18 protein-coding genes are annotated in these 17,555 nt (G+C 67.2%); 10 read left to right on the forward strand and 8 right to left on the reverse strand.

Going from position 1 to position 17,555, the window contains the following annotated elements; translation table 11 throughout:
* Positions 1-13 precede the first annotated feature (13 nt).
* Genes ABQE44_RS22440 through ABQE44_RS22450 form a run of 3 tightly spaced genes read right to left on the reverse strand, consistent with a single transcriptional unit; the run spans position 14 to position 2,647 of the window.
* Positions 14-316 (reverse strand): hypothetical protein, encoded by a 303-nt coding sequence (locus ABQE44_RS22440; protein ID WP_448394872.1) that lies wholly within the window; start codon positions 314-316, stop codon positions 14-16.
* Positions 317-326: 10 nt separating this feature from the next.
* The gene (locus ABQE44_RS22445) at positions 327-1,838 is read right to left on the reverse strand and encodes a class I adenylate-forming enzyme family protein (RefSeq protein WP_448431980.1); all 1,512 of its coding nucleotides are present in this window, start codon (positions 1,836-1,838) and stop codon (positions 327-329) included.
* Complete coding sequence (locus ABQE44_RS22450; protein WP_448431982.1) at positions 1,835-2,647, reverse strand: SDR family oxidoreductase; 813 nt, start codon at positions 2,645-2,647, stop codon at positions 1,835-1,837. Before ABQE44_RS22450 ends, ABQE44_RS22445 begins: the two co-directional genes overlap by 4 nt.
* Positions 2,648-2,847: 200 nt before the next feature.
* Between ABQE44_RS22450 and ABQE44_RS22455 the strand changes: the two genes are divergently transcribed.
* The 4 genes from ABQE44_RS22455 to ABQE44_RS22470 all read left to right on the forward strand — a co-directional run bounded on the left by ABQE44_RS22455 (position 2,848) and on the right by ABQE44_RS22470 (position 6,959).
* Positions 2,848-4,425, forward strand: coding sequence for a methylmalonyl-CoA mutase family protein (locus ABQE44_RS22455; RefSeq protein ID WP_448394869.1), 1,578 nt, complete (start codon positions 2,848-2,850; stop codon positions 4,423-4,425).
* On the forward strand, positions 4,425-4,847 hold the full coding sequence (locus ABQE44_RS22460; RefSeq protein ID WP_448394868.1) for a cobalamin B12-binding domain-containing protein: 423 nt from the start codon (positions 4,425-4,427) through the stop codon (positions 4,845-4,847). The genes ABQE44_RS22455 and ABQE44_RS22460 overlap by 1 nt, the downstream gene beginning before the upstream one ends.
* Positions 4,848-4,938: 91 nt before the next feature.
* On the forward strand, positions 4,939-5,895 hold the full coding sequence (locus ABQE44_RS22465) for an LLM class F420-dependent oxidoreductase (RefSeq protein WP_448394867.1): 957 nt from the start codon (positions 4,939-4,941) through the stop codon (positions 5,893-5,895).
* The gene (locus ABQE44_RS22470) at positions 5,892-6,959 is read left to right on the forward strand and encodes a CaiB/BaiF CoA transferase family protein (protein WP_448394866.1); all 1,068 of its coding nucleotides are present in this window, start codon (positions 5,892-5,894) and stop codon (positions 6,957-6,959) included. Before ABQE44_RS22465 ends, ABQE44_RS22470 begins: the two co-directional genes overlap by 4 nt.
* Here the strand turns inward: ABQE44_RS22470 and ABQE44_RS22475 are convergent.
* Positions 6,947-7,264 carry a 2Fe-2S iron-sulfur cluster-binding protein gene (locus ABQE44_RS22475; RefSeq protein ID WP_448394865.1) on the reverse strand — a complete coding sequence of 106 codons (318 nt, stop codon included), beginning with the start codon at positions 7,262-7,264 and terminating at the stop codon, positions 6,947-6,949. The two genes, ABQE44_RS22470 and ABQE44_RS22475, sit on opposite strands and share 13 nt — an antisense overlap.
* 111 nt (positions 7,265-7,375) lie before the next feature.
* Here ABQE44_RS22475 and ABQE44_RS22480 point away from each other — a divergent pair, with 111 nt between their 5' ends.
* The 4 genes from ABQE44_RS22480 to ABQE44_RS22495 are packed head-to-tail and all read left to right on the forward strand — an operon-like array spanning position 7,376 to position 11,420.
* Entirely contained in the window at positions 7,376-8,779 is a 1,404-nt protein-coding gene (locus ABQE44_RS22480) for a class I adenylate-forming enzyme family protein (protein ID WP_448394864.1), read from the forward strand.
* Positions 8,757-9,572, forward strand: coding sequence for an acyl-CoA dehydrogenase family protein (locus ABQE44_RS22485; RefSeq protein ID WP_448394863.1), 816 nt, complete (start codon positions 8,757-8,759; stop codon positions 9,570-9,572). Before ABQE44_RS22480 ends, ABQE44_RS22485 begins: the two co-directional genes overlap by 23 nt.
* The gene (locus tag ABQE44_RS22490; protein WP_448431984.1) at positions 9,559-10,656 is read left to right on the forward strand and encodes an acyl-CoA dehydrogenase family protein; all 1,098 of its coding nucleotides are present in this window, start codon (positions 9,559-9,561) and stop codon (positions 10,654-10,656) included. The genes ABQE44_RS22485 and ABQE44_RS22490 overlap by 14 nt, the downstream gene beginning before the upstream one ends.
* Positions 10,656-11,420, forward strand: coding sequence for an enoyl-CoA hydratase/isomerase family protein (locus ABQE44_RS22495; RefSeq protein WP_448394861.1), 765 nt, complete (start codon positions 10,656-10,658; stop codon positions 11,418-11,420). Before ABQE44_RS22490 ends, ABQE44_RS22495 begins: the two co-directional genes overlap by 1 nt.
* A gap of 60 nt (positions 11,421-11,480) precedes the next feature.
* Here the strand turns inward: ABQE44_RS22495 and ABQE44_RS22500 are convergent, their stop codons facing one another.
* Together ABQE44_RS22500 and ABQE44_RS22505 are read right to left on the reverse strand one after the other, a co-directional pair.
* Positions 11,481-12,221 (reverse strand): SDR family NAD(P)-dependent oxidoreductase, encoded by a 741-nt coding sequence (locus ABQE44_RS22500; RefSeq protein WP_448394860.1) that lies wholly within the window; start codon positions 12,219-12,221, stop codon positions 11,481-11,483.
* A complete protein-coding gene (locus ABQE44_RS22505) occupies positions 12,218-12,982 on the reverse strand; it encodes an SDR family NAD(P)-dependent oxidoreductase (RefSeq protein WP_448394859.1) in 765 nt (254 codons plus the stop codon). The genes ABQE44_RS22500 and ABQE44_RS22505 overlap by 4 nt, the downstream gene beginning before the upstream one ends.
* Before the next feature lie 77 nt (positions 12,983-13,059).
* Here ABQE44_RS22505 and ABQE44_RS22510 point away from each other — a divergent pair, with 77 nt between their 5' ends.
* Together ABQE44_RS22510 and ABQE44_RS22515 are read left to right on the forward strand one after the other, a co-directional pair.
* Positions 13,060-14,202, forward strand: coding sequence for a thiolase family protein (locus tag ABQE44_RS22510; RefSeq protein WP_448394858.1), 1,143 nt, complete (start codon positions 13,060-13,062; stop codon positions 14,200-14,202).
* Between the two features lie 12 nt (positions 14,203-14,214).
* Positions 14,215-15,090, forward strand: coding sequence for an ArgK/MeaB family GTPase (locus ABQE44_RS22515; RefSeq protein ID WP_448394857.1), 876 nt, complete (start codon positions 14,215-14,217; stop codon positions 15,088-15,090).
* Between the two features lie 6 nt (positions 15,091-15,096).
* Here the strand turns inward: ABQE44_RS22515 and ABQE44_RS22520 are convergent, their stop codons facing one another.
* The gene (locus ABQE44_RS22520; protein ID WP_448394856.1) at positions 15,097-16,701 is read right to left on the reverse strand and encodes an FAD-dependent oxidoreductase; all 1,605 of its coding nucleotides are present in this window, start codon (positions 16,699-16,701) and stop codon (positions 15,097-15,099) included.
* Between the two features lie 28 nt (positions 16,702-16,729).
* Positions 16,730-17,458, reverse strand: coding sequence for an IclR family transcriptional regulator (locus ABQE44_RS22525; protein ID WP_448394855.1), 729 nt, complete (start codon positions 17,456-17,458; stop codon positions 16,730-16,732).
* Positions 17,459-17,555 lie beyond the last annotated feature (97 nt).

A 17,555-nucleotide genomic window follows, 5' to 3' on the forward strand; every position in this document is an offset into this window, starting at 1 on the left:
AAAGTGGAAGGTATCAGTCGCTCGCGGGCAGCGGCTTGGCTTCCTTGAGAGACAACGGTGTCGTGCCGACGCTCAGCGTGCCCGCGCCGGCTTTGGTGACGAGCACCTCGGCGCCGTTGTCGTCGACGTAGCGCTTGCCCATCGCGTTGCCTTCGGAGAACTCTGGGTCCAGTGCGGCGCCCGCATCCTTTTCGCCGTCCAACGGGATCATCGGGATCCCGCCGGCGCGCAGGTCGTCGAGGCTGTCGGCGCTGCGCACCACGATTACCTGGGTGTCGCAGACCTGGCTCTGCAATCGTGTGCCGTTCTTGATCATGTTCGGCTCCTTAGTTTTTCGCGCTCGTCGGCGAGTATTCATCGACCAGTTCGCGGCGCAGCACCTTGCCCGTCGCGTTGGTGGGTAGCGCGTCTCGGAACACCACCCGATCCGGTGTGCGGGACCCGCGCAGCTGTCGCCGCACGAACTCACGCAGCTCGTCGGGGTCGGGGTTCGCCCGCCCATCGGACGTGCTGGCGGGCACCACCACCGCAACGATGATCTGGCCCCACTCGGGATCATCGGGTCCTACCACGGCGCAATCGTGCACCAGCGGATGTTCCACGAGAACGTCTTCGATCTCGGCCGGAGAGATGTTCTCCCCACCCCGGATGATGGTGTCGTCCGAGCGGCCGCCGATGAACAGGTATCCGCCGTCGTCGAGCATGGCGATGTCCTTGGTGGGGAACCAGCCGTCGGCGTCGAGCACCGAGCCGATCTCGGCGTAGCGGCCCGACACCTGATCCCCGCGGACGAACAACTCGCCCGTCTCGCCGGGCCCGAGAAGATCGCCGTTCTCGCTGCGGATCTGCACCTCGATCCCCGGTACCGGCTGCCCGACCGAGCCGAGCCGGCGCACAACGGCGTCGTCGTCGGCCTCGAGGGCGGCGCGGTGGTCGTCGGGGGAGAGCACCGCAATCGTCGAGCTGGTCTCGGTGAGCCCGTACGCGTTGACGAACCCGACGTTGGGGAGCAGGTTAAGTGCCTTGCGCACCAACGGAAGCGCGACCTTGGAGCCGCCGTAGGCCAGGTTGCGCAGGGTGGGAAGTTCGGTCGGTTCGGTTTCGAGCGCCGTGACGATGCGGTCGAGCATGGTCGGCACCACGGTGGCCGTCGTGACCCCCTCGTCGCACACCAGCCGCACCCACCGGTGCGCGTCGAACTGGCGCAGGTAGACCATCTTTCGGCCCGCGTACAGGTTCGACAGCGCGGCGCCCACACCGGCGATGTGGTAGGGCGGCACGCAGATCAACGCGGCGTCATCGGGCTCTGCCGACGCGAACTCGACGGTGCCGGTGACGTAGCTGGTCAGGTTGTTGTGCGTCAGCTCAACGGCTTTGGGGCGCGATGTGGTTCCGGACGTGAACAGTACGACGCCGACGTCGTCAGGATCGGGAAACTCCGCGGCGGGTTCGGCACTGCGGGCGGCGGCGACGAACTCAACGGAGTCGATCACTTGCTTACCCGCGCCGGCGATGGCGTCGCGGTACTCGCTGTCGGCGACCACCAGCGGTGCGGGCAACCGGTCGATCAGCTCGCGCAACCCGTCGGCGCTGAGCCGGTAGTTCAGCGGTGTGAACGCCACGCCTGCCCGCGCGGCCGCGAACAGCAACAGCGGCAACATGAAACCGCCGGTACCGACATAGGCGACGTGGGATGCGCCGGAGGCGGCCACCACACCTGCGCCACCGTCGGCGAGCTCGCTCAGTTCGGTTGTGGTCAGGCGCAGTTCATCGGACACCACGGCGGTGCGGTCGGGATCGCTCGAGGACGCCATCTCGAGCAGCAGGGAGATGCTCATTTGTCGACGAAGATATCAAGGATGGGATCGTCCCCGCCGCCGTAGTGCGACAGGTCGGCATCGGCGAGCAGCGCGGAGTCGATGTAGCACTGACCGTTGACGTCGGCGGGCGGGCGGGACAGGATCTCGACGGCCGCATCGCCCATGATCTGCGGATCGCGCGATCGGGCCGCCAGGTGCGCGCCGTCGGCCAGGTTGGACACCGCGGCCGTGGCGATATAGGTCTCGGGCCACAGGCAGGCAAAACCGATGCCCTGATCGGCGTACTCGGCCGCCCAGCCCAGCGACAACAGCGTCATGCCGTACTTGGACAGCGTGTAGGACGGGTGGGCGCCCAGCCAGTGCGGGTTCATGTTCAGCGGTGGCGCCAACGTCACCACGTGCGCGTCGGCCGACTTGCGCAGGTGCGGCAGCGCCGCCTTGGTGAGCAGGAATGTGCCCCGGATGTTGATGTCCATCATGAGGTCGAACTTCTTGGCGCTCAGCTGCTCGGTCGGTTCGGTGGCGATGGCGCTGGCGTTGTTGACGACGATGTCGATGCCGCCGAAGCGCTCCACGGCGGTGTCGACCGCGCGCTGCACATCCTCTACCTTGCGCACATCGCCCACGACCGCGGCGGCTTTGCCGCCCGCAGCCTCCACCTCGGCGACCGCGGTGTGCACGGTGCCGGGCAGTCTGGGATGGGGCTCGGCCGTCTTGGCCAACAACACCACGTTCGCGCCGCGCTGGGCGGCGGCGAGCGCGATCGCCAACCCGATGCCGCGACTGCCGCCGGATACCACGAGCGTGCGGTCTGTGAAGGTGGACATGGACCTCCTCGGATGGCCGGCCTCGATGCTACCCGACACGCGCTGCGCCGGTAGTGGCGTTCTCATTTTACGCAAGTGCCATAACCGCTGTGTATAGGGTCGTCGGTACACGTCCGCCGGTCGCGTGTCGGCCTCACTCCGTGCGCGTTTGCCTCGTTCGGTATTGGCATTCTCATTTTTTGCAAGTACGTTATCCAGTGATGAGCGAGCCAGTACAGACCCCGTCCGGGATCCCGCTGGAGCCCGTTTACGGCCCCGGGGACCGGGCGGCGGACCCGCCTGCGCCGGGCACCTATCCGTTCACCCGGGGCAACTTCGCGAGCGGCTACCGCGGCAAGACGTGGACGTTTCGGCAGTACTCGGGGTTCGGGACGGCAGAGGAGTCCAACCGCCGCTACCGCTACCTGCTCGATCAGGGCGGTACCGGGCTGTCGGTGGCGCTGGACCTGCCGACCCAGTGCGGCTATGACTCCGATGACCCGGAGTACGGCGAGGAGGTCGGCCGTGTCGGGGTCGCCGTGGACACGCTGGCCGACGCCGAGATCCTGTTCGACAGCATTCCCCTTGATCAGATCTCCACGAGCTTCACGATCAACGGCACAGCTGCGATCCTGTTGGCCTTCTATGTCGCGGCCGCGGAGAAGAAGGGTGTGCCGCGCGAGAAGCTCACCGGCACCATCCAGAACGACATTCTCAAGGAGTACGCCTCGCGCGGCACGTGGATCTGGCCGCCGGAACCGTCGTTGCGGCTGATCGCGGACACCATCGAGTTCTGCGCCGCGGAGGTGCCCCGGTTCAACGCGATCTCGGTGGCTGGCGCACACTTCCGCGACGCGGGCGCCAACGCCGTGCAGGAGATGGCGTTCACCCTGGCCGACGGTGTGACGTACTGCGACACCGTGGTCGAGCGCGGCCGGATGACGATCGACAAGTTCGCCCCCCAGATCTCCTTCTTCTTCTACACCCACGGTGACTTCTTCGAAGAGATCGCCAAATACCGTGCGGGACGGCGGCGTTGGGCCACCATTGTGCGGGAGCGCTACGGCGCCAGCACCGACAAGGCGTCGATGTTCCGGTTCGGCTGCGTGTCGGGCGGGGCGTCGCTGTACGCACCGCAGGCACAGAACAACCTGGTGCGGGTCGCCTACGAGGCGATGGCTTCGGTGCTCGGCGGTGTGCAGTCCATGTTCACCGCGGCCTGGGACGAGCCGTTCGCGCTGCCCAGCGAGGAGTCGGCGACGCTTGCCCTGCGCACCCAGCAGATCCTCGCGTACGAGACCGGTGTGACCAAGGTGGCCGACCCGCTCGGCGGCTCCTACTTCGTCGAGGCGCTCACCGACGCCACCGAGGAGAAGATCATCGAGATCATGCACGATCTCGAAACCCACGGCGGCATGGTGCGCTGCATCGAGGACGGCTACCTGCAGGGCCTGATCGCTGACGAGGCGTTCAAGATCCACCAGGAGATCGAGTCCGGTGTGCGACCCGTCGTCGGCGTCAACAAGTTCGTCGCCGACGAGCCGCCGCCGGAGATCGCCACCTACGAACTCGACGCGGAGGGGCGCGATCTGCAGCTCAAGCGGCTGGCCAAGGTCAAGGCCGAGCGCAGCGATGTGGCCGTCAAGGAAGCCCTCGCTGCGCTGGCCACGTCGGCGGAAGGCGATGACAACCTGATGCACAAGCTGGTCGACTGCGCCAACGCCTACTGCACCGTCGGTGAAATGGTGTCCACGCTCAAGTCGGTATGGGGCGAGTTCCAGCAGCCGGTGGTGTTCTGATGGCGTCCGCAGCGCCGAGCCCGGTCCGTGTGCTGGTGGCCAAACCCGGCCTGGACGGGCATGACCGCGGCGCCAAGATCGTCGCGCGGACGCTGCGCGACGCTGGATTCGAGGTGATCTACACCGGAATCCGGCAGCGCATCGAGGATATCGTCTCGATTGCCTTGCAGGAAGACGTGGCCCTGGTGGGGCTTTCAATTCTCTCTGGCGCGCACGTGGCGCTGACCACCCGCACCGTCGATGCGCTGCGCGCCGCGGATGCCGGCGACATCGCCGTCGTCGTGGGGGGCACGATCCCGCAGGCAGACGTACCCAAACTGGTCGAAGCCGGTGCGGCCGCGGTTTTTCCCACCGGTACGCCGCTGGACGCACTCGTCGACGAGGTGCGCAAACTGACCGCCGGGTCTCAGGTGGAGAGCTGATGGTCTCGCCGAGTGTGATACGACGGCGACGTTTGGTGGTTTCTTCGCCGAGGCTTCACCCTCGGCGCGGAACTCCCGGAGGGAGGGCTAGATGCGGCTCGGCGTGATGATCGGGGCCGAGCGCGGCGATATGGCGCGCAAGGTCAGAAAGCTGCTCGACGACATCGAGTGGGCCGAGGCCGCCGGAATGGACACCGCGTGGATGCCGCAAGTGCCCAACGACTTCGACTGCCTGACCATGGTCGCCTTGATGGGCAGCCGCACGTCGCGTATCGAACTCGGCACCGCCGTCGTGCCGCTGCAGGCGCAGCATCCCATCGCGCTGGCGCGCCAGGCGCTGTCGGTGCATGCCGGCACCGGCGGACGGCTGGCGCTGGGTGTCGGGCCGTCGCACCACTGGATCGTGCGCGACATGCTCGGCATTGCCTACGACAAGCCCGCCGCCTACACCCGCGACTACCTCGAGGTGCTCAACGCGGCGCTGTCCGGGCCCGGGGACGTCGACGTGGAGAACGACACATTCACCGTGCACAACCCGACCGTGCTCGGCGCCGAGTCGCCGATGCCGGTGCTTGTCGCCGCGCTCGGGCCGGTGATGCTGCAGATCGCCGGTGAGCACGCCGACGGCACGGTGTTGTGGATGGCCGACGAGAAGGCCATCGGAGAGCACATCGCGCCGAAGATCAACAAGGCCGCCGCGGAGGCGGGCCGCCCGGCCCCGCGCATCGTGGCCGGCATCCCGGTGTGTCTGTGCGCCAATTCGGAGATCGATGCGGCCAAGGACCGTGCCAACCGCATCCTGGCGGAGGCCGAGACGTCCCCGAACTACCAGCGGCTGCTCGACCGCGGCGACGCCCGCAACGTCGGCGACCTCTGCGCGGCGGGCGACGAAGATGCAATCCTCGCGCGCTTCAAGCAGTTCGCTGATGCCGGTGTCACTGATTTGTCGGTGCGGCTGTTGCCGATCGGGAACAACCGCGACGAGCTGATCGCCTCCAAATACCGGACCCGCGAGGTGATCGCGGAGTTGGCCAAGGCTGTGCGGTGAATACCGGCGCACCGCTGGCCGGTATCCGCATCTTGGAAGTCGGCGTCATGCTGGCCGGTCCGTACGCGACGATGCTGCTGGCCGATCTGGGCGCCGAGGTGATCAAGATCGAGCCGCCCGGCGGCGAGATCTCCCGGCAGGTATCGGACAGCTACTTCGCGAGCCTGAACCGCAACAAGCAGAGCGTCGTACTGGATCTGCGCTCGGCGGACGGACGGCGGCGGCTGGGCGAGCTCGTCGCGGAATCCCATGCGCTGCTGGTGAATATGAAGCCGTCGGCGATCAATAAGCTCGGGCTGACCTACGAGTCGCTTCGGCAATTCAACGAGGGCATCGTCTGCGTGGCGATGACCGGCTTCGGCCTCGACGGCGGTGACGACCCGGCGTTCGACTACGTCATCCAGGCGGCGACCGGGGTCGCGATGATGACCGGTGACCCGGCCGGTCCGCCGACGCTGCCCGGTTATTCGTCGGCGGACAACTCCACCGGGCTGGCCGCGGCGCTGGGGCTGCTGGCCCAGATCGTGTCGGGCCGCGGCGGTCAGGTGGACGTGTCGCTGCGCGATGTGATGTTGTCGCAGTTGAACTACCGTGCGTCGGCCTATCTCAACGACGGCGCGCCGCCGTTGCGCTATCCGATGGGTGCGCATTCGTATTACGTTCCGGCTCAACTGTTCTTGACCGCCGATGGATATCTGGCACTGTTCATCACCCACGACGCGTTCTGGCAGTCCTTCTGCGCGGAGGCCGGGATCGAGGGCTTCTCGACGATGGCCGAGCGCGCGGCCAGGCGTGACGAGGTGCTGGCGGTGGTGTCAGCCGCGTTGGCCACCGACACCGCCACCAGCTGGGAGGCGCGACTGCGTCCGCTCGGCATTCCGGTGGCAGCGGTGCGCACGCTGCCCGAGGCGCTGGAGGCGACACCCGAGGTGGTCGTCAAGGCGGGCGATTTCCGGTTGGTGGGCAGCCCCATTCGAGTCGCCGGCTACCAACCCGACTACCGGCCGCCACCACGGGTCGACGAGCACGGCAGCGTCGGCCCGCGCGCGGCTCACTCGTCGTAGCTGACGCTGACCGATGAAGACTCGGGAATGGCTTGGCAGGTGAGGATGTATCCCTCTTCGACCTCATCAGGTTCGAGGGCGTCGTTGACGCGCATGATGGCCTGGCCGGTGATCAGCTTGCCCATGCAGGTACCGCAGTTTCCGGCTTCACATGAGAACGGCGGGGACAGGCCTGCCCGCCGGGCGCTTTCCAGCAGCGTCTCGTTCGCCACCCGCGGCACCGAGACCTTCTTGCGGTCCAGGACGATCGTCACCAGTCCGTCGCCTTCATCGGCGGGTGGGGCAGGCATCGGATCTGCCGTCATCGAACCTCTCCTGGCATATCGATTCTATGCGTAAGAGAATAGCATTCTCATTAACTGATACGCTATTCTCCATACGTCGGAGACTTCGGCAGGAGCCAGTGAGGACAGGGTGTGAGTGAGGCGACCGCGCTCGTTTTCGAGGAGCGCGAGTACACCCTGTCGCAGCTCGACGCCCTGGCCGGGGGGCTGGCCGGCGCGCTCGAAGGTCGCGGGGTAACGGCGGGGCAGCGCGTCGCGCTGATGTCGTCGAACCGGCCCGAATTCGTGATCGCGTTGCGTGCGATCTGGGGGCTCGGCGCTGCGGCGGTGCTGCTCAGCCCGGCCTGGCGGCGCGCCGAGGTGGAACATGCGCTGGCACTGACCGCGCCCACGCACGCTGTCGGCGACCATCCGGTGCTCGCCGAGTTGATGCCGATGCTGCACCTGGACGAGCCGGTGGAGCCGCAGCGACGCGAGCTGCCGGCGCCCGATCCGGAGGCCGACGCGCTGTTCGTGTTCAGCTCCGGCACCACCGGCATGCCCAAGGCCGTGCGGCACACCCACGGCGGATTCGCGGTCGCCGTGCGGCACTGGCGTGACGCGCTCGGGCTCTCGTCGGCCGACCGCATGCAGATCATGACCCCGCCGTCGCACATTCTGGGTCTGCTGAACATCGTGATGGCCCTCGACACCGGCGCGTGGGTCCGGCTGCACCGCCGCTTCGACATCGACGCGATGCTGGCGCACATCCAGGCCGAGCGAATCACCATCGAAATGGCAGTCGCGCCGATCGCACTGGCGCTGGCCGCCCACCCGAACCTGGACTCCTATGACTTGTCGTCGTTGCGCTACATCATGTGGTGCGCGACACCGGTGACCCAGAGCGTCGCTGAAGCCGTCACGGACAAGGCCGGGGTGAACTGGGTGACCGCCTACGGCACAAGCGAATTGCCGGTGATCTCGTGCAACTCGCTGCAGAGGGCACGGTTGGACACCGTGGGGCGTCCCGTACCCGGCGTCGACGTACGCGTCGTCTCACTTGCGGACGGCGCACCGCTGCCGGCCGGGGAGGTAGGGGAGATCCAGGCCCGATCCGATTCGGTCATGGGCGGTTATCTCCCCGATTCAGCGACGACGCAGGCGTTTTCGGATGGCTGGTATCGCACCGGTGACGTCGGCTATCTCGACGGCGACGGCTGGCTGCAGATCACCGACCGCGCCAAAGAGATGATCAAGGTGCGTGGTTTTCAGGTCGCCCCCGCTGAGATCGAGGCGGTCTTATATGGGCATCCCGCCGTCGAGGACTGCGCAGTGTTCGGGGTCAGCCATCCCGCCGACGGCGAAGCGGTGGTGGCCGCCGTAGCGCCGCGAGGTGAGGTCGACACCCAAGAGCTCAGTGAGTTTGTCGGCGAGCGGCTGGCGTCCTACAAACGTTTGAGCCGGGTCGTTCTCGTCCCGGAGATTCCCCGCTTACCTTCTGGAAAGGTATTGCGCCGAGTGTTGAAGGAGCAGCATGGATGTTCGACTGACGGCTGAACAGCAACAGCTGCGACAAGCCGCCGCGGCGCTGGCCGACGACCTCGGACCCGGGTCGGTCGCCGATCTCGACGATGCAGACCGGCTCGCGCGGCTGGAGAAAGCGGTGGACGCCACCGGGTTTCGCGCGCTGCGCTCCGACGGCGCTTCCGGGGTGGAGGTGGCCATCGTCGCCGAGGAATTCGCCCGCGGGCTGGTCGACGCCCCGTTCATCGGGCCGGTGCTCGCCGACGACCTCAGCCGCCGGCTCGGTCGCGACTGGCTGGCGGCGAGCGCGCAGCAGGGCAGCGCCGATCTGACGAATGCGCTTGCCGGGGTGGTGGAGTCACCGGCCGAGCTGGGTGATCTCGACGCCGACGATGCCACCCGCTGGCACGCGTTGGCGCTGACCGCCACGTGTGCGGACCTGGTCGGTGCGGCACGTGGCACGCACACTCTTGCGGTGGAGTACGCCAAGGTCCGCGAACAGTACGGCGCGACGATCGGGTCGTATCAGGCGGTCGGACACCTGTTGGCCGACGCGCTTGCGCTCATCGAGGGCTCGATCAGCGTGCTGCGCCACGCCGCGTGGGCGGTCGACGAGTTGCCTGGGGCCGAGGCGGTCGAAGCTGCCCGGGTCGCCAAGATCTACTGTGCGCGTGCGGCGCTGACGGTCTGCGAGACGTCGATCCAGGTGCACGGAGGTATCGGCAACACCTGGGAATGTCTTGCGCACGTGTACCTGCGGCGGGTGCTGGTCGCCACCGAGGCATGGCCTGTCAAACTGGAGGAGTTGACCATTGGACTTTCGTGATTCGCCCGAGGAGGCCTCGTTTCGCGCCCGGCTGCGGAACTGGCTGACCGAGCAGAAGGGTAAGTTCCCGACATCGGGCGACGAGTACTGGGCCGCACAGGGCGCCTGGCATCAGGCACTGTATGCGGCCGGGTTCTTCGGCACATCGTGGCCGAAAAAGTATGGCGGACAGGACCTCCCTCCGGTGTACGACGTCATCGTCGACGAGGAGATCGCCAAGGCCGGAGCGCCGGCGCGGCCCAGCCTCGGATACCTTGTCGTCGGACTGTCCCACCACGGCAACGAGGAACTACGGCAACGGTTCCTGCCGGGCATGATCAACGGCACCGAGCGGTGGTGCCAGGGCTTCTCCGAACCGGGTGCGGGATCGGATTTGGCGTCGCTGACCACCACCGCGGTCCAGTGTGGCGACGACCCAGAAACTTACGTGATCTCCGGGCACAAGATCTGGACGAGCTACTCCGACGTCGCCGACTGGTGCCTGTTGTTGGCCCGCACGAACAAGGACGTTCCCAAACATAAAGGCATCTCGGCGTTCATCGTCCCCATGCATCAGCCGGGCATCGAACAGCGACCGCTGAAGATGATCAGCGGTGTGACCAAGGAGTTCGGTCAGGTTGCCTTCGACGGCGCTCGGGTACCTGCCGAGAACATGGTCGGCGAGCCAGGGGACGGGTGGAAGCTGGCGATGACCGTCGTCAGCCACGAGCGCGAGCCGTCGACACTCGGCTTCTCGGCACGGTACGGAAAGCTTGTCCGGCAGTTGGCCTCCCGGGTCGATGGCGCAACGCCCGATGAGCTGTCGTGGGCGTGGGTGCAGACCGAGATGTTGCGGTTGCATGTGCGCAGGCGGTTGTCGGAGCAGCTCGACGGTGTCACCCACGGGCCGCAGGGGTCACTCGACAAGCTGCTGATGACCTGGGTGGAGCAGTCAGTCGGCCACGCGGCGCTGGCGACCGTCGGCACCGGTGACCCGGAGTTGTTCGGTGCCTACATGTACAGCCGGGCGCAAAGCGTCATGGGCGGCACGTCGCAGATTCAGAAGAACATCATCGCGCAGCGCATTCTCGGATTGGGGTCCTGATGTACGACATGCCAGACGAAATCGACGTTCAAGCCGACGGTGCGCTGCGCATCATCACGCTCAACCGGCCCGACGACCTGAACGCGGTCAACGACGCCCTGCATGTCGGGTTGGCGAAGCTCTGGGATGCGCTCAACGAGGACGCCGACGCACGCGCGGCGGTGATCACCGGTGCCGGGCGGGCATTCTCGGCCGGTGGCGACTTCAACTACCTCGACGAGTTGCGCAACGACGAAGCCCTGCGCCAGAAGACGATCAAGCACGGCCGTGACATCGTGATCGGTATGGTGCGCTGCCGCATCCCGGTGGTCGCCGCGGTCAACGGGCCGGCGGTGGGGCTGGGCTGCAGCCTCGCGGCGCTCTCAGATGTCGTCTACATCGCCGAAGACGCGTTCTTCGCCGACCCGCACGTCACGATCGGGCTCGTCGCCGCCGACGGTGGTCCGCTCGTGTGGGGTTCTCAAATCAGCCTGCTGCAGGCCAAGGAGTTCGCGCTCACGGGCGTGCGGATCAAGGCCCAGCGCGCCGTCGAACTCGGAATGGCCAACCACCTGGTGGTGGACCCGCTGGCCGAGGCCATCGGGTGTGCCAAGAAGCTGATCGAGCTGCCGCGCCAGGCTGTGGAGGCCACCAAGCGCCTGATGAACTTGCAGCTGGAGAAGTCGGTGCTGGCGTCGCTGGATTACGCGAACCTCGCGGAGTACGTGTCCTTCGGCACAACTGACTTCAATAAGATCGTCGACGGTCTCATCGACAAGAAATAGCTCCCCCTTTTTTCCGCGAGCGTGCGGGGAACGCGCACGCTCGCCGACGAAGGCTGGTGGTCAGAAGCTGAGGGCTTCCGACCGCTGGACAGTGCCGGTGACGCCGTTGGCGTCCTGCTGCGCCAGCCGCACCGTCGCGTTGGCCATCGCCTCCGGCGGCTCGACCATCTCGGGCGGTACCTGCATACCGCCACCGCCGGCCTGCCAACCCTCGGTCAACACCACCCGCGACGGGGACAAGCAGTTCACCGCGATGTTGTCGGGCCGCAGATCACTTGCCAGCCCGAGATACAACCGCTCCACCGCGGCCTTCGACACCCAGTAGGCGTTGGCGCCGTGTTCGATCATCTCGACACCGGTGGTCGTTATCGCGATCAGCGAACCACCGCCGCGGGCGCGCACGTGCGGGATGACGACCTTCGTCACGAGGAACACCCCGGTGAGGTTCACGTTCAGGCACAGCTGCCACCGTTTGAGAGGTGTCGACTCGATTGGCCCAAGCCACAGCACCCCGGCGTTGGCGACCAGGATGTCGATGCCGCCGAACTCGGCAACCGTCGCGGCGACGGCGTTTTCGACCGATTCTTCGCTGGTGACATCGCACGGCACAGGTAACGCGCGCCCGCCGGCAGACGTAATGCGTTCGGCGACAGCATGAATCGTTCCGGGCACCTTGCCCTCGTGCTCCGATCGCGCCGCCACGGTGACTGCCGCGCCTTCACGGGCCAGCGCAGCAGCCAGCGTCGCGCCGATCCCTCGGCTGGCGCCGGCGACGAACGCGACCTTGCCCGCAAGCATCACTTGGGCGGGAACCGCAACGCTCCGTCGAGACGAATGATCTCGCCGTTGAGGTAGTCGTTTTCGACGATGCTCTGCGCCAGCTGCGCGTACTCCTCCGACCGGCCCATCCGCTTGGGGAACGGCACCTGTGGACCCCAGTACTGCTCGAGCTGGTCGGCCGCTTGGCCGTAGGCGGGCGTGTTGATGGTGCCGGGGGCGATGGTGACGACGCGGATGCCCAGCGGTGACAGGTCGCGCGCGGCGTTAAGCGTCATGCCGATGACGCCGCCCTTGGCCGCGGCGTACGGCAGCTGACCGATCTGCCCTTCGTAGCCGGCGATCGAGGCGGTGTTCACGATCACGCCACGCCCACCTTCCTCGAGCGGTTCGGTGCTACCGATCGCCGCCGCGCTCAACCGCATGACGTTGAACACCGCGGTCAGGTAGTACTTGACGGTGGTCTCGAACGCGTCGAGTGCCAGCGGGTTGCCGTCCTTGCCGACCAACCGCCCGCCGCCGGCGGGGCCGCCGTGGGTGTCCACCGAGATCCGCAGCGGTGCCAGTGCTTGCGCCTCGGCGATCGCGGCTTTCACCGACTCCTCTGACGTGGCGTCGGTGGGCACGTAACGCACACCGAGTTCGGATTCCAGCGCCTTGCCCTTGTCGTCGGCGAGGTCAGCGACCACCACCTTGGCCCCCGCGCCGTGCAGGCGCCGGACCGTTGCTTCGCCAAGACCGCCGGCGCCGCCGACGACGATCGCCGAGCTACCTGCGATGTGCATATGGTTCCCCTCCTTGCAACTGGCACTCTCCAGTTGAGAGAATAGCATTCTCGTACTGTTTGAAACGGAGATATCCCATGCCAGAAGCCGTCATCGTTTCCGCGCTGCGCACCCCCATCGGTACCGCGATGAAGGGCGCGCTGCGTGACACCGACGCCTACCAGCTCGCCGAGCACGTCGTGGGCGCGGCGGTCGGTGAGCTCGGGTCGCATCCGGTCGACGACGTGGTGCTCGGCGAGGGGCTGTACGGCGGTGGCGTGGTGGCCCGGCACGCGGCGATCACCGCGGGGCTGACCGCGGTGCCGGGACTCGCGGTGAACCGGCACTGCGCGGCGGGACAGGCCGCGGTGCAGGGGGCGGCGGCCAGCATCCGCGCGGGGATGGACCAGCTCGTCATCGCCGGCGGCGTCAACTCCGCGTCCACGTCGCCGAGGTTCAAACGCCAGGACGGGGACGGGGACTGGGTGGATTGGTTTCCACCCACGCATCCGGACCGGCCGGACGCGCCGAATATGGACATGTCGATCACCGTGGGCTGGAATGCCGCGGTCAAGGCCGGGGTCAGCCGCGCCGAGATGGATGAGTGGGCACTGGGCTCGCACCACAAAGCGATCGCGGCGATCGACGAGGGCCGGTTCAAGCATGAGATCGTGCCGATCGAGACGCCGCACGGCGTGTTCGACACCGACGAGCATCCCCGCCGCGACACCAGCCTCGAGAAGCTGGCCGCGCTCAAGCCCTTGCATCCCGAGATCGACGGGTTCTCGATCACCGCCGGAAACGCCTGCGGCGCAAACGACGGTGCCGCGGTGCTGGCGATCGCGAGCGACCGTCTCGGGCTGCCGGCGCTGGCCACCGTGCGCGCGTGGGCCTCGGTGGGTGTCGACCCGGCATCGACCGGGCTGGCGCCGGTGGAGGCCATTCCGAAAGCGCTTGCCCGGGCCCGGCTTTCCCTCGCCGACGTCGACGTGTTCGAGATCAACGAGGCGTTCGCGTCGATGTGCGTGGCCACCATCAAGTTGCTCGACATCGACCCGGAACGCGTCAATGTCAGCGGCAGCGGGTGTTCGCTCGGCCACCCGGTGGCTGCCACCGGCGCGCGGATGCTCGTCACGCTGGTCCATGAGCTGCGCAGGCGCGGTGGGGGTATCGGCGTTGCCGCGATGTGTGCCGGCGGGGGAATGGGATCGGCCACGGTGATTGAGGTCGCGACACCGTAGACTGCGGAAGCCATGACCATCGACGAGCTGATAGCGGCGGCGCGCAACGGATCCGCCCGCGCCGCAGGACGGCTGCTCAGCCTGGTCGAAAGTTCTCGGCGCAGTGAAGTTCTCGAGGCGCTCGGCCCCGTCGCCTCGCCGCGGATCGTGGGCCTGACCGGACCGCCCGGCGCGGGGAAGTCGACGACCGTGGGCGTCCTGGTCGGCGCGTACCGCGAGCGCAACATGAGGGTCGCGGTGCTGGCCGTCGACCCGTCCTCGCCGTACAGCGGCGGCGCGCTACTGGGTGACCGGATCCGAATGGCCGCCCATATCAACGACGCCGATGTGCTCATCCGATCGGTGGCCGCGCGAGGTCATCTGGGCGGGTTGGCGGCGGCGGTGCCGGCCGCGATCAGATTGCTCGCCGCGCTGTCCTACGACCTGATCGTGCTGGAGACCGTCGGCGTCGGGCAGTCGGAGATCGAGATCGCGGCGGTGGCCGATCCGACGGTCGTCGTCCTCAATCCCGGTGGCGGTGACGCGGTTCAGGCGGCCAAGGCGGGTCTGTTGGAAGTCGCTGACATCGTGGTCATCAACAAGGCCGATCGCGAGGGCGCCGATCAAACCATTCGCGACCTACGGGGCGAGACCAGCGTGCCGATCCTCAAACTCGTTGCCACACAGGGCGATGGCATCGCCGAACTGGTCGACGCCATCGAGGCCCATCATCGCGCGGACAACCCCGAGCGGCGCACCGCACGCGCTCGGTCGCAGATCCTGTCGCTGGCCCATTCGCTGCTGCGTAACCACCCGGACCTGGACCGGCTCGCTCGGGCGGTGGCCGACGGCGACGACGACGCCTACACCGCAGCGGAGCGGCTGTTCGGGGTGGGCACCGGGCGGTAGCGCTGGCTACGCACGTGCCGAGACGGCCAAGCCCGCGCGGTAGCCGAATACCATTGCGGGCCCGATGGTTCCGCCGGCGCCGCCGTAGGCCTTGCCGGTGGCGCCGGCCATCGCGTTGCCCGCGGCGAACAGCCCGGGGATCGCCGATCCGTTGACGTGCAGCACCCGGCCGTCGGCGTCGGTGCGGGGACCGCCCTTGGTGCCCATCGCCCCGATCGACACCGGCACCGCGTAATAGGGCGGCGTGTCGATCGGGCCCAGCGTCTTGCCCGCTGTCGTCGGTGCCGTGTCGTCTCCCCAGTACCCGTCGTAAGCACTTGACCCACGGCCGAACTCAGGATCACATTCGTGAGCGACGGCCTCGTTCCACGCGGAAAGTGTGCCCGCCAGACCGTCGGCGTCGATACCGGTCTTGGCTTCCAGCTCGGCCAGATCCGCCGATGCCGAAAACCATTCGGGCGCCTGGGCGCCCGGTTCCACGCCAAGGAACCCGTACCGCTTGAGATGCTGTGCGTCGAACACCATCCAGGCGGGATCATTCGCGTAACCGTGGCGCGGGTCAAGGTAGTGGAACGGCCCCGCCATCGAGTTGTACTCGCCTGCTTCGTTGAGAAACCGCCTGCCAGCGCGGTTGACGATGATGCTGCGCGGACGGGTGCGTTCCAGCCGGACGCTTCGGCTGCGCGGATGGCCTTCGAACGTATCGCCGGGTAGCTGCACGATCGGCACCCACCACGCCTCACCCATGTTGGCCAAGTCCGCGCCGTGCGCCATGGCCATCCGCAGCCCGTCGCCGGTGTTGTTGGGCGGCGAGACCGCTCCGCGCATCGGACCGCGCAGATACGCCTCGACCAGTTTCGGATCCCATTCGAAACCACCGGTGCCCAGCACCACGCCGCGGCGCGCGCGCACATTGAAATCTCTACCGTCCTGGGCGATCCGCACCCCCGTGATACCCAACGCGTCAGCGATGAGCTCGACGGCCCTGGCGTTGGTCCGTGGCACCACACCGCGGTCGAGTAGACCCTTCAACAGCCCGGCGATCAACGCGGTGCCGGCCACACAGTAGTCCCCGGAGTCGTCGTCAAGTGACGCGTGGATCCGGGCCCGGGTCTCGGCGTCGATACCGACGTTGCTGAAATCCGCCGGAAACGACGTGATGCGGTTGCGCCATTCACCGAGGCGCGATAGATCGAACGGTTTGGCGTTCAGCGACCGCCCGCCACTGGGTCGGCCGCCGGGCAGCTCCGGCTTGTAATCCGGGAAACCCTCGGCGATCTCGAACTGCAGTTCGCTGTTGGACTCCACGAACTCCAGCATCTTCGGACCGGTGCGCACGAACGTCTCGACCAGGTCGTCGTCCATGAACCCCAGCGACTGCGCCCGCAGATATGCCATCGCGTCCTCGACGGTCAGCTCGCCGTCAGCGGAGCGCGAATGTGCCGGAATCCACAAGATGCCACCGGAAACCGCCGTCGTGCCCCCGACCGTCGCGGCCTTCTCGTAGATCTCCACCGAAGCGCCGTTCACCGCAGCGGTGAGCGCCGACGTCAGGCCTGCGCCGCCACTGCCGAGGACGACGACGTCGACGTCGTGATCCCAGTCCGTCATCGGTAGCTCCTTTCGGCTGCCGCGGCCCTCAGCTGAGGATCGCGGATAAATCGTTGGCCGCCTTGATCACTGCATCGCGCCCGTCGATCACGACGTCTTCCCGATGCGAGATGAGGTTGATGCACATGGGCGGCGACGGGGGCCGTCGGCGTACCGGGACGGCCAGGCCGTATGTGTTCGGCTCGATCTCGCCGTGGGTGATCACCCACCCCTGCTGGCGGGCCAGCGGTACGAGGTCGCGTTCACCGGGACGCGGCGGCATGCTGGCCAGCAGCGCGATCCCGGCCGCGCCACGCTCCAGCGGATAACGGCTGCCCTCGTGAAAGGACATTTGGTAGAAGACATTGGTCGGCACGAGCACCGCGATCGCGACCTGTTGGTCGCCCTCGGCGACCAACAACGACACGGTGCTGCCGATCTCGTCGGCCAGCGCGCGCAGCGTGGGCAAGCTGAGTTGGCGCACATTGTTGTCGAACGACGCCCCGAGCACGGCGAGGGCAGCCGCCGCGCGATAGCGCCCGTCCTCCCCTTTGGCCACCAACCGGAACTGCGACAGCGTGGATAGCAGCCGATAGGCGATGGTCCGGTGCACACCGATGCTGTCGGCAACCTCCTGGGCGGTGAGTCCCTCTCGCGCGGTCGCGACCAACTGCAACGCGGCCAGCCCGCGCGCCAATGTCTGCGATCCGGGAGCACCGTTGGGCATGGCGCTGGACTCCGGCGTCATCGCGGTCGCCTCCTGGGTTTCCCTTGACATTCCCCACTCGCGAGAGTGATGCTCTGACTATAGTGCACGTGGATGTGCGATAAATGAGCAAAGTGCTTACAAATCACGAGAATTCAGTTCTCGCGGT

This window comes from Mycolicibacterium sp. XJ2546 (assembly GCF_053483195.1).

What these genes read in the sequence shown, in the direction of transcription:
- ABQE44_RS22440 (WP_448394872.1), bottom strand. Translation starts at nt 316, where the DNA reads ATGATCAAGAACGGCACACGATTGCAGAGCCAGGTCTGCGACACCCAG.
- ABQE44_RS22445 (WP_448431980.1), bottom strand. Translation starts at nt 1,838, where the DNA reads ATGAGCATCTCCCTGCTGCTCGAGATGGCGTCCTCGAGCGATCCCGAC.
- ABQE44_RS22450 (WP_448431982.1), bottom strand. Translation starts at nt 2,647, where the DNA reads ATGTCCACCTTCACAGACCGCACGCTCGTGGTATCCGGCGGCAGTCGC.
- ABQE44_RS22455 (WP_448394869.1), top strand. Translation starts at nt 2,848, where the DNA reads ATGAGCGAGCCAGTACAGACCCCGTCCGGGATCCCGCTGGAGCCCGTT.
- ABQE44_RS22460 (WP_448394868.1), top strand. Translation starts at nt 4,425, where the DNA reads ATGGCGTCCGCAGCGCCGAGCCCGGTCCGTGTGCTGGTGGCCAAACCC.
- ABQE44_RS22465 (WP_448394867.1), top strand. Translation starts at nt 4,939, where the DNA reads ATGCGGCTCGGCGTGATGATCGGGGCCGAGCGCGGCGATATGGCGCGC.
- ABQE44_RS22475 (WP_448394865.1), bottom strand. Translation starts at nt 7,264, where the DNA reads ATGACGGCAGATCCGATGCCTGCCCCACCCGCCGATGAAGGCGACGGA.
- ABQE44_RS22485 (WP_448394863.1), top strand. Translation starts at nt 8,757, where the DNA reads ATGGATGTTCGACTGACGGCTGAACAGCAACAGCTGCGACAAGCCGCC.
- ABQE44_RS22495 (WP_448394861.1), top strand. Translation starts at nt 10,656, where the DNA reads ATGTACGACATGCCAGACGAAATCGACGTTCAAGCCGACGGTGCGCTG.
- ABQE44_RS22505 (WP_448394859.1), bottom strand. Translation starts at nt 12,982, where the DNA reads ATGCACATCGCAGGTAGCTCGGCGATCGTCGTCGGCGGCGCCGGCGGT.
- ABQE44_RS22510 (WP_448394858.1), top strand. Translation starts at nt 13,060, where the DNA reads ATGCCAGAAGCCGTCATCGTTTCCGCGCTGCGCACCCCCATCGGTACC.
- ABQE44_RS22515 (WP_448394857.1), top strand. Translation starts at nt 14,215, where the DNA reads ATGACCATCGACGAGCTGATAGCGGCGGCGCGCAACGGATCCGCCCGC.
- ABQE44_RS22520 (WP_448394856.1), bottom strand. Translation starts at nt 16,701, where the DNA reads ATGACGGACTGGGATCACGACGTCGACGTCGTCGTCCTCGGCAGTGGC.
- ABQE44_RS22525 (WP_448394855.1), bottom strand. Translation starts at nt 17,458, where the DNA reads ATGTCAAGGGAAACCCAGGAGGCGACCGCGATGACGCCGGAGTCCAGC.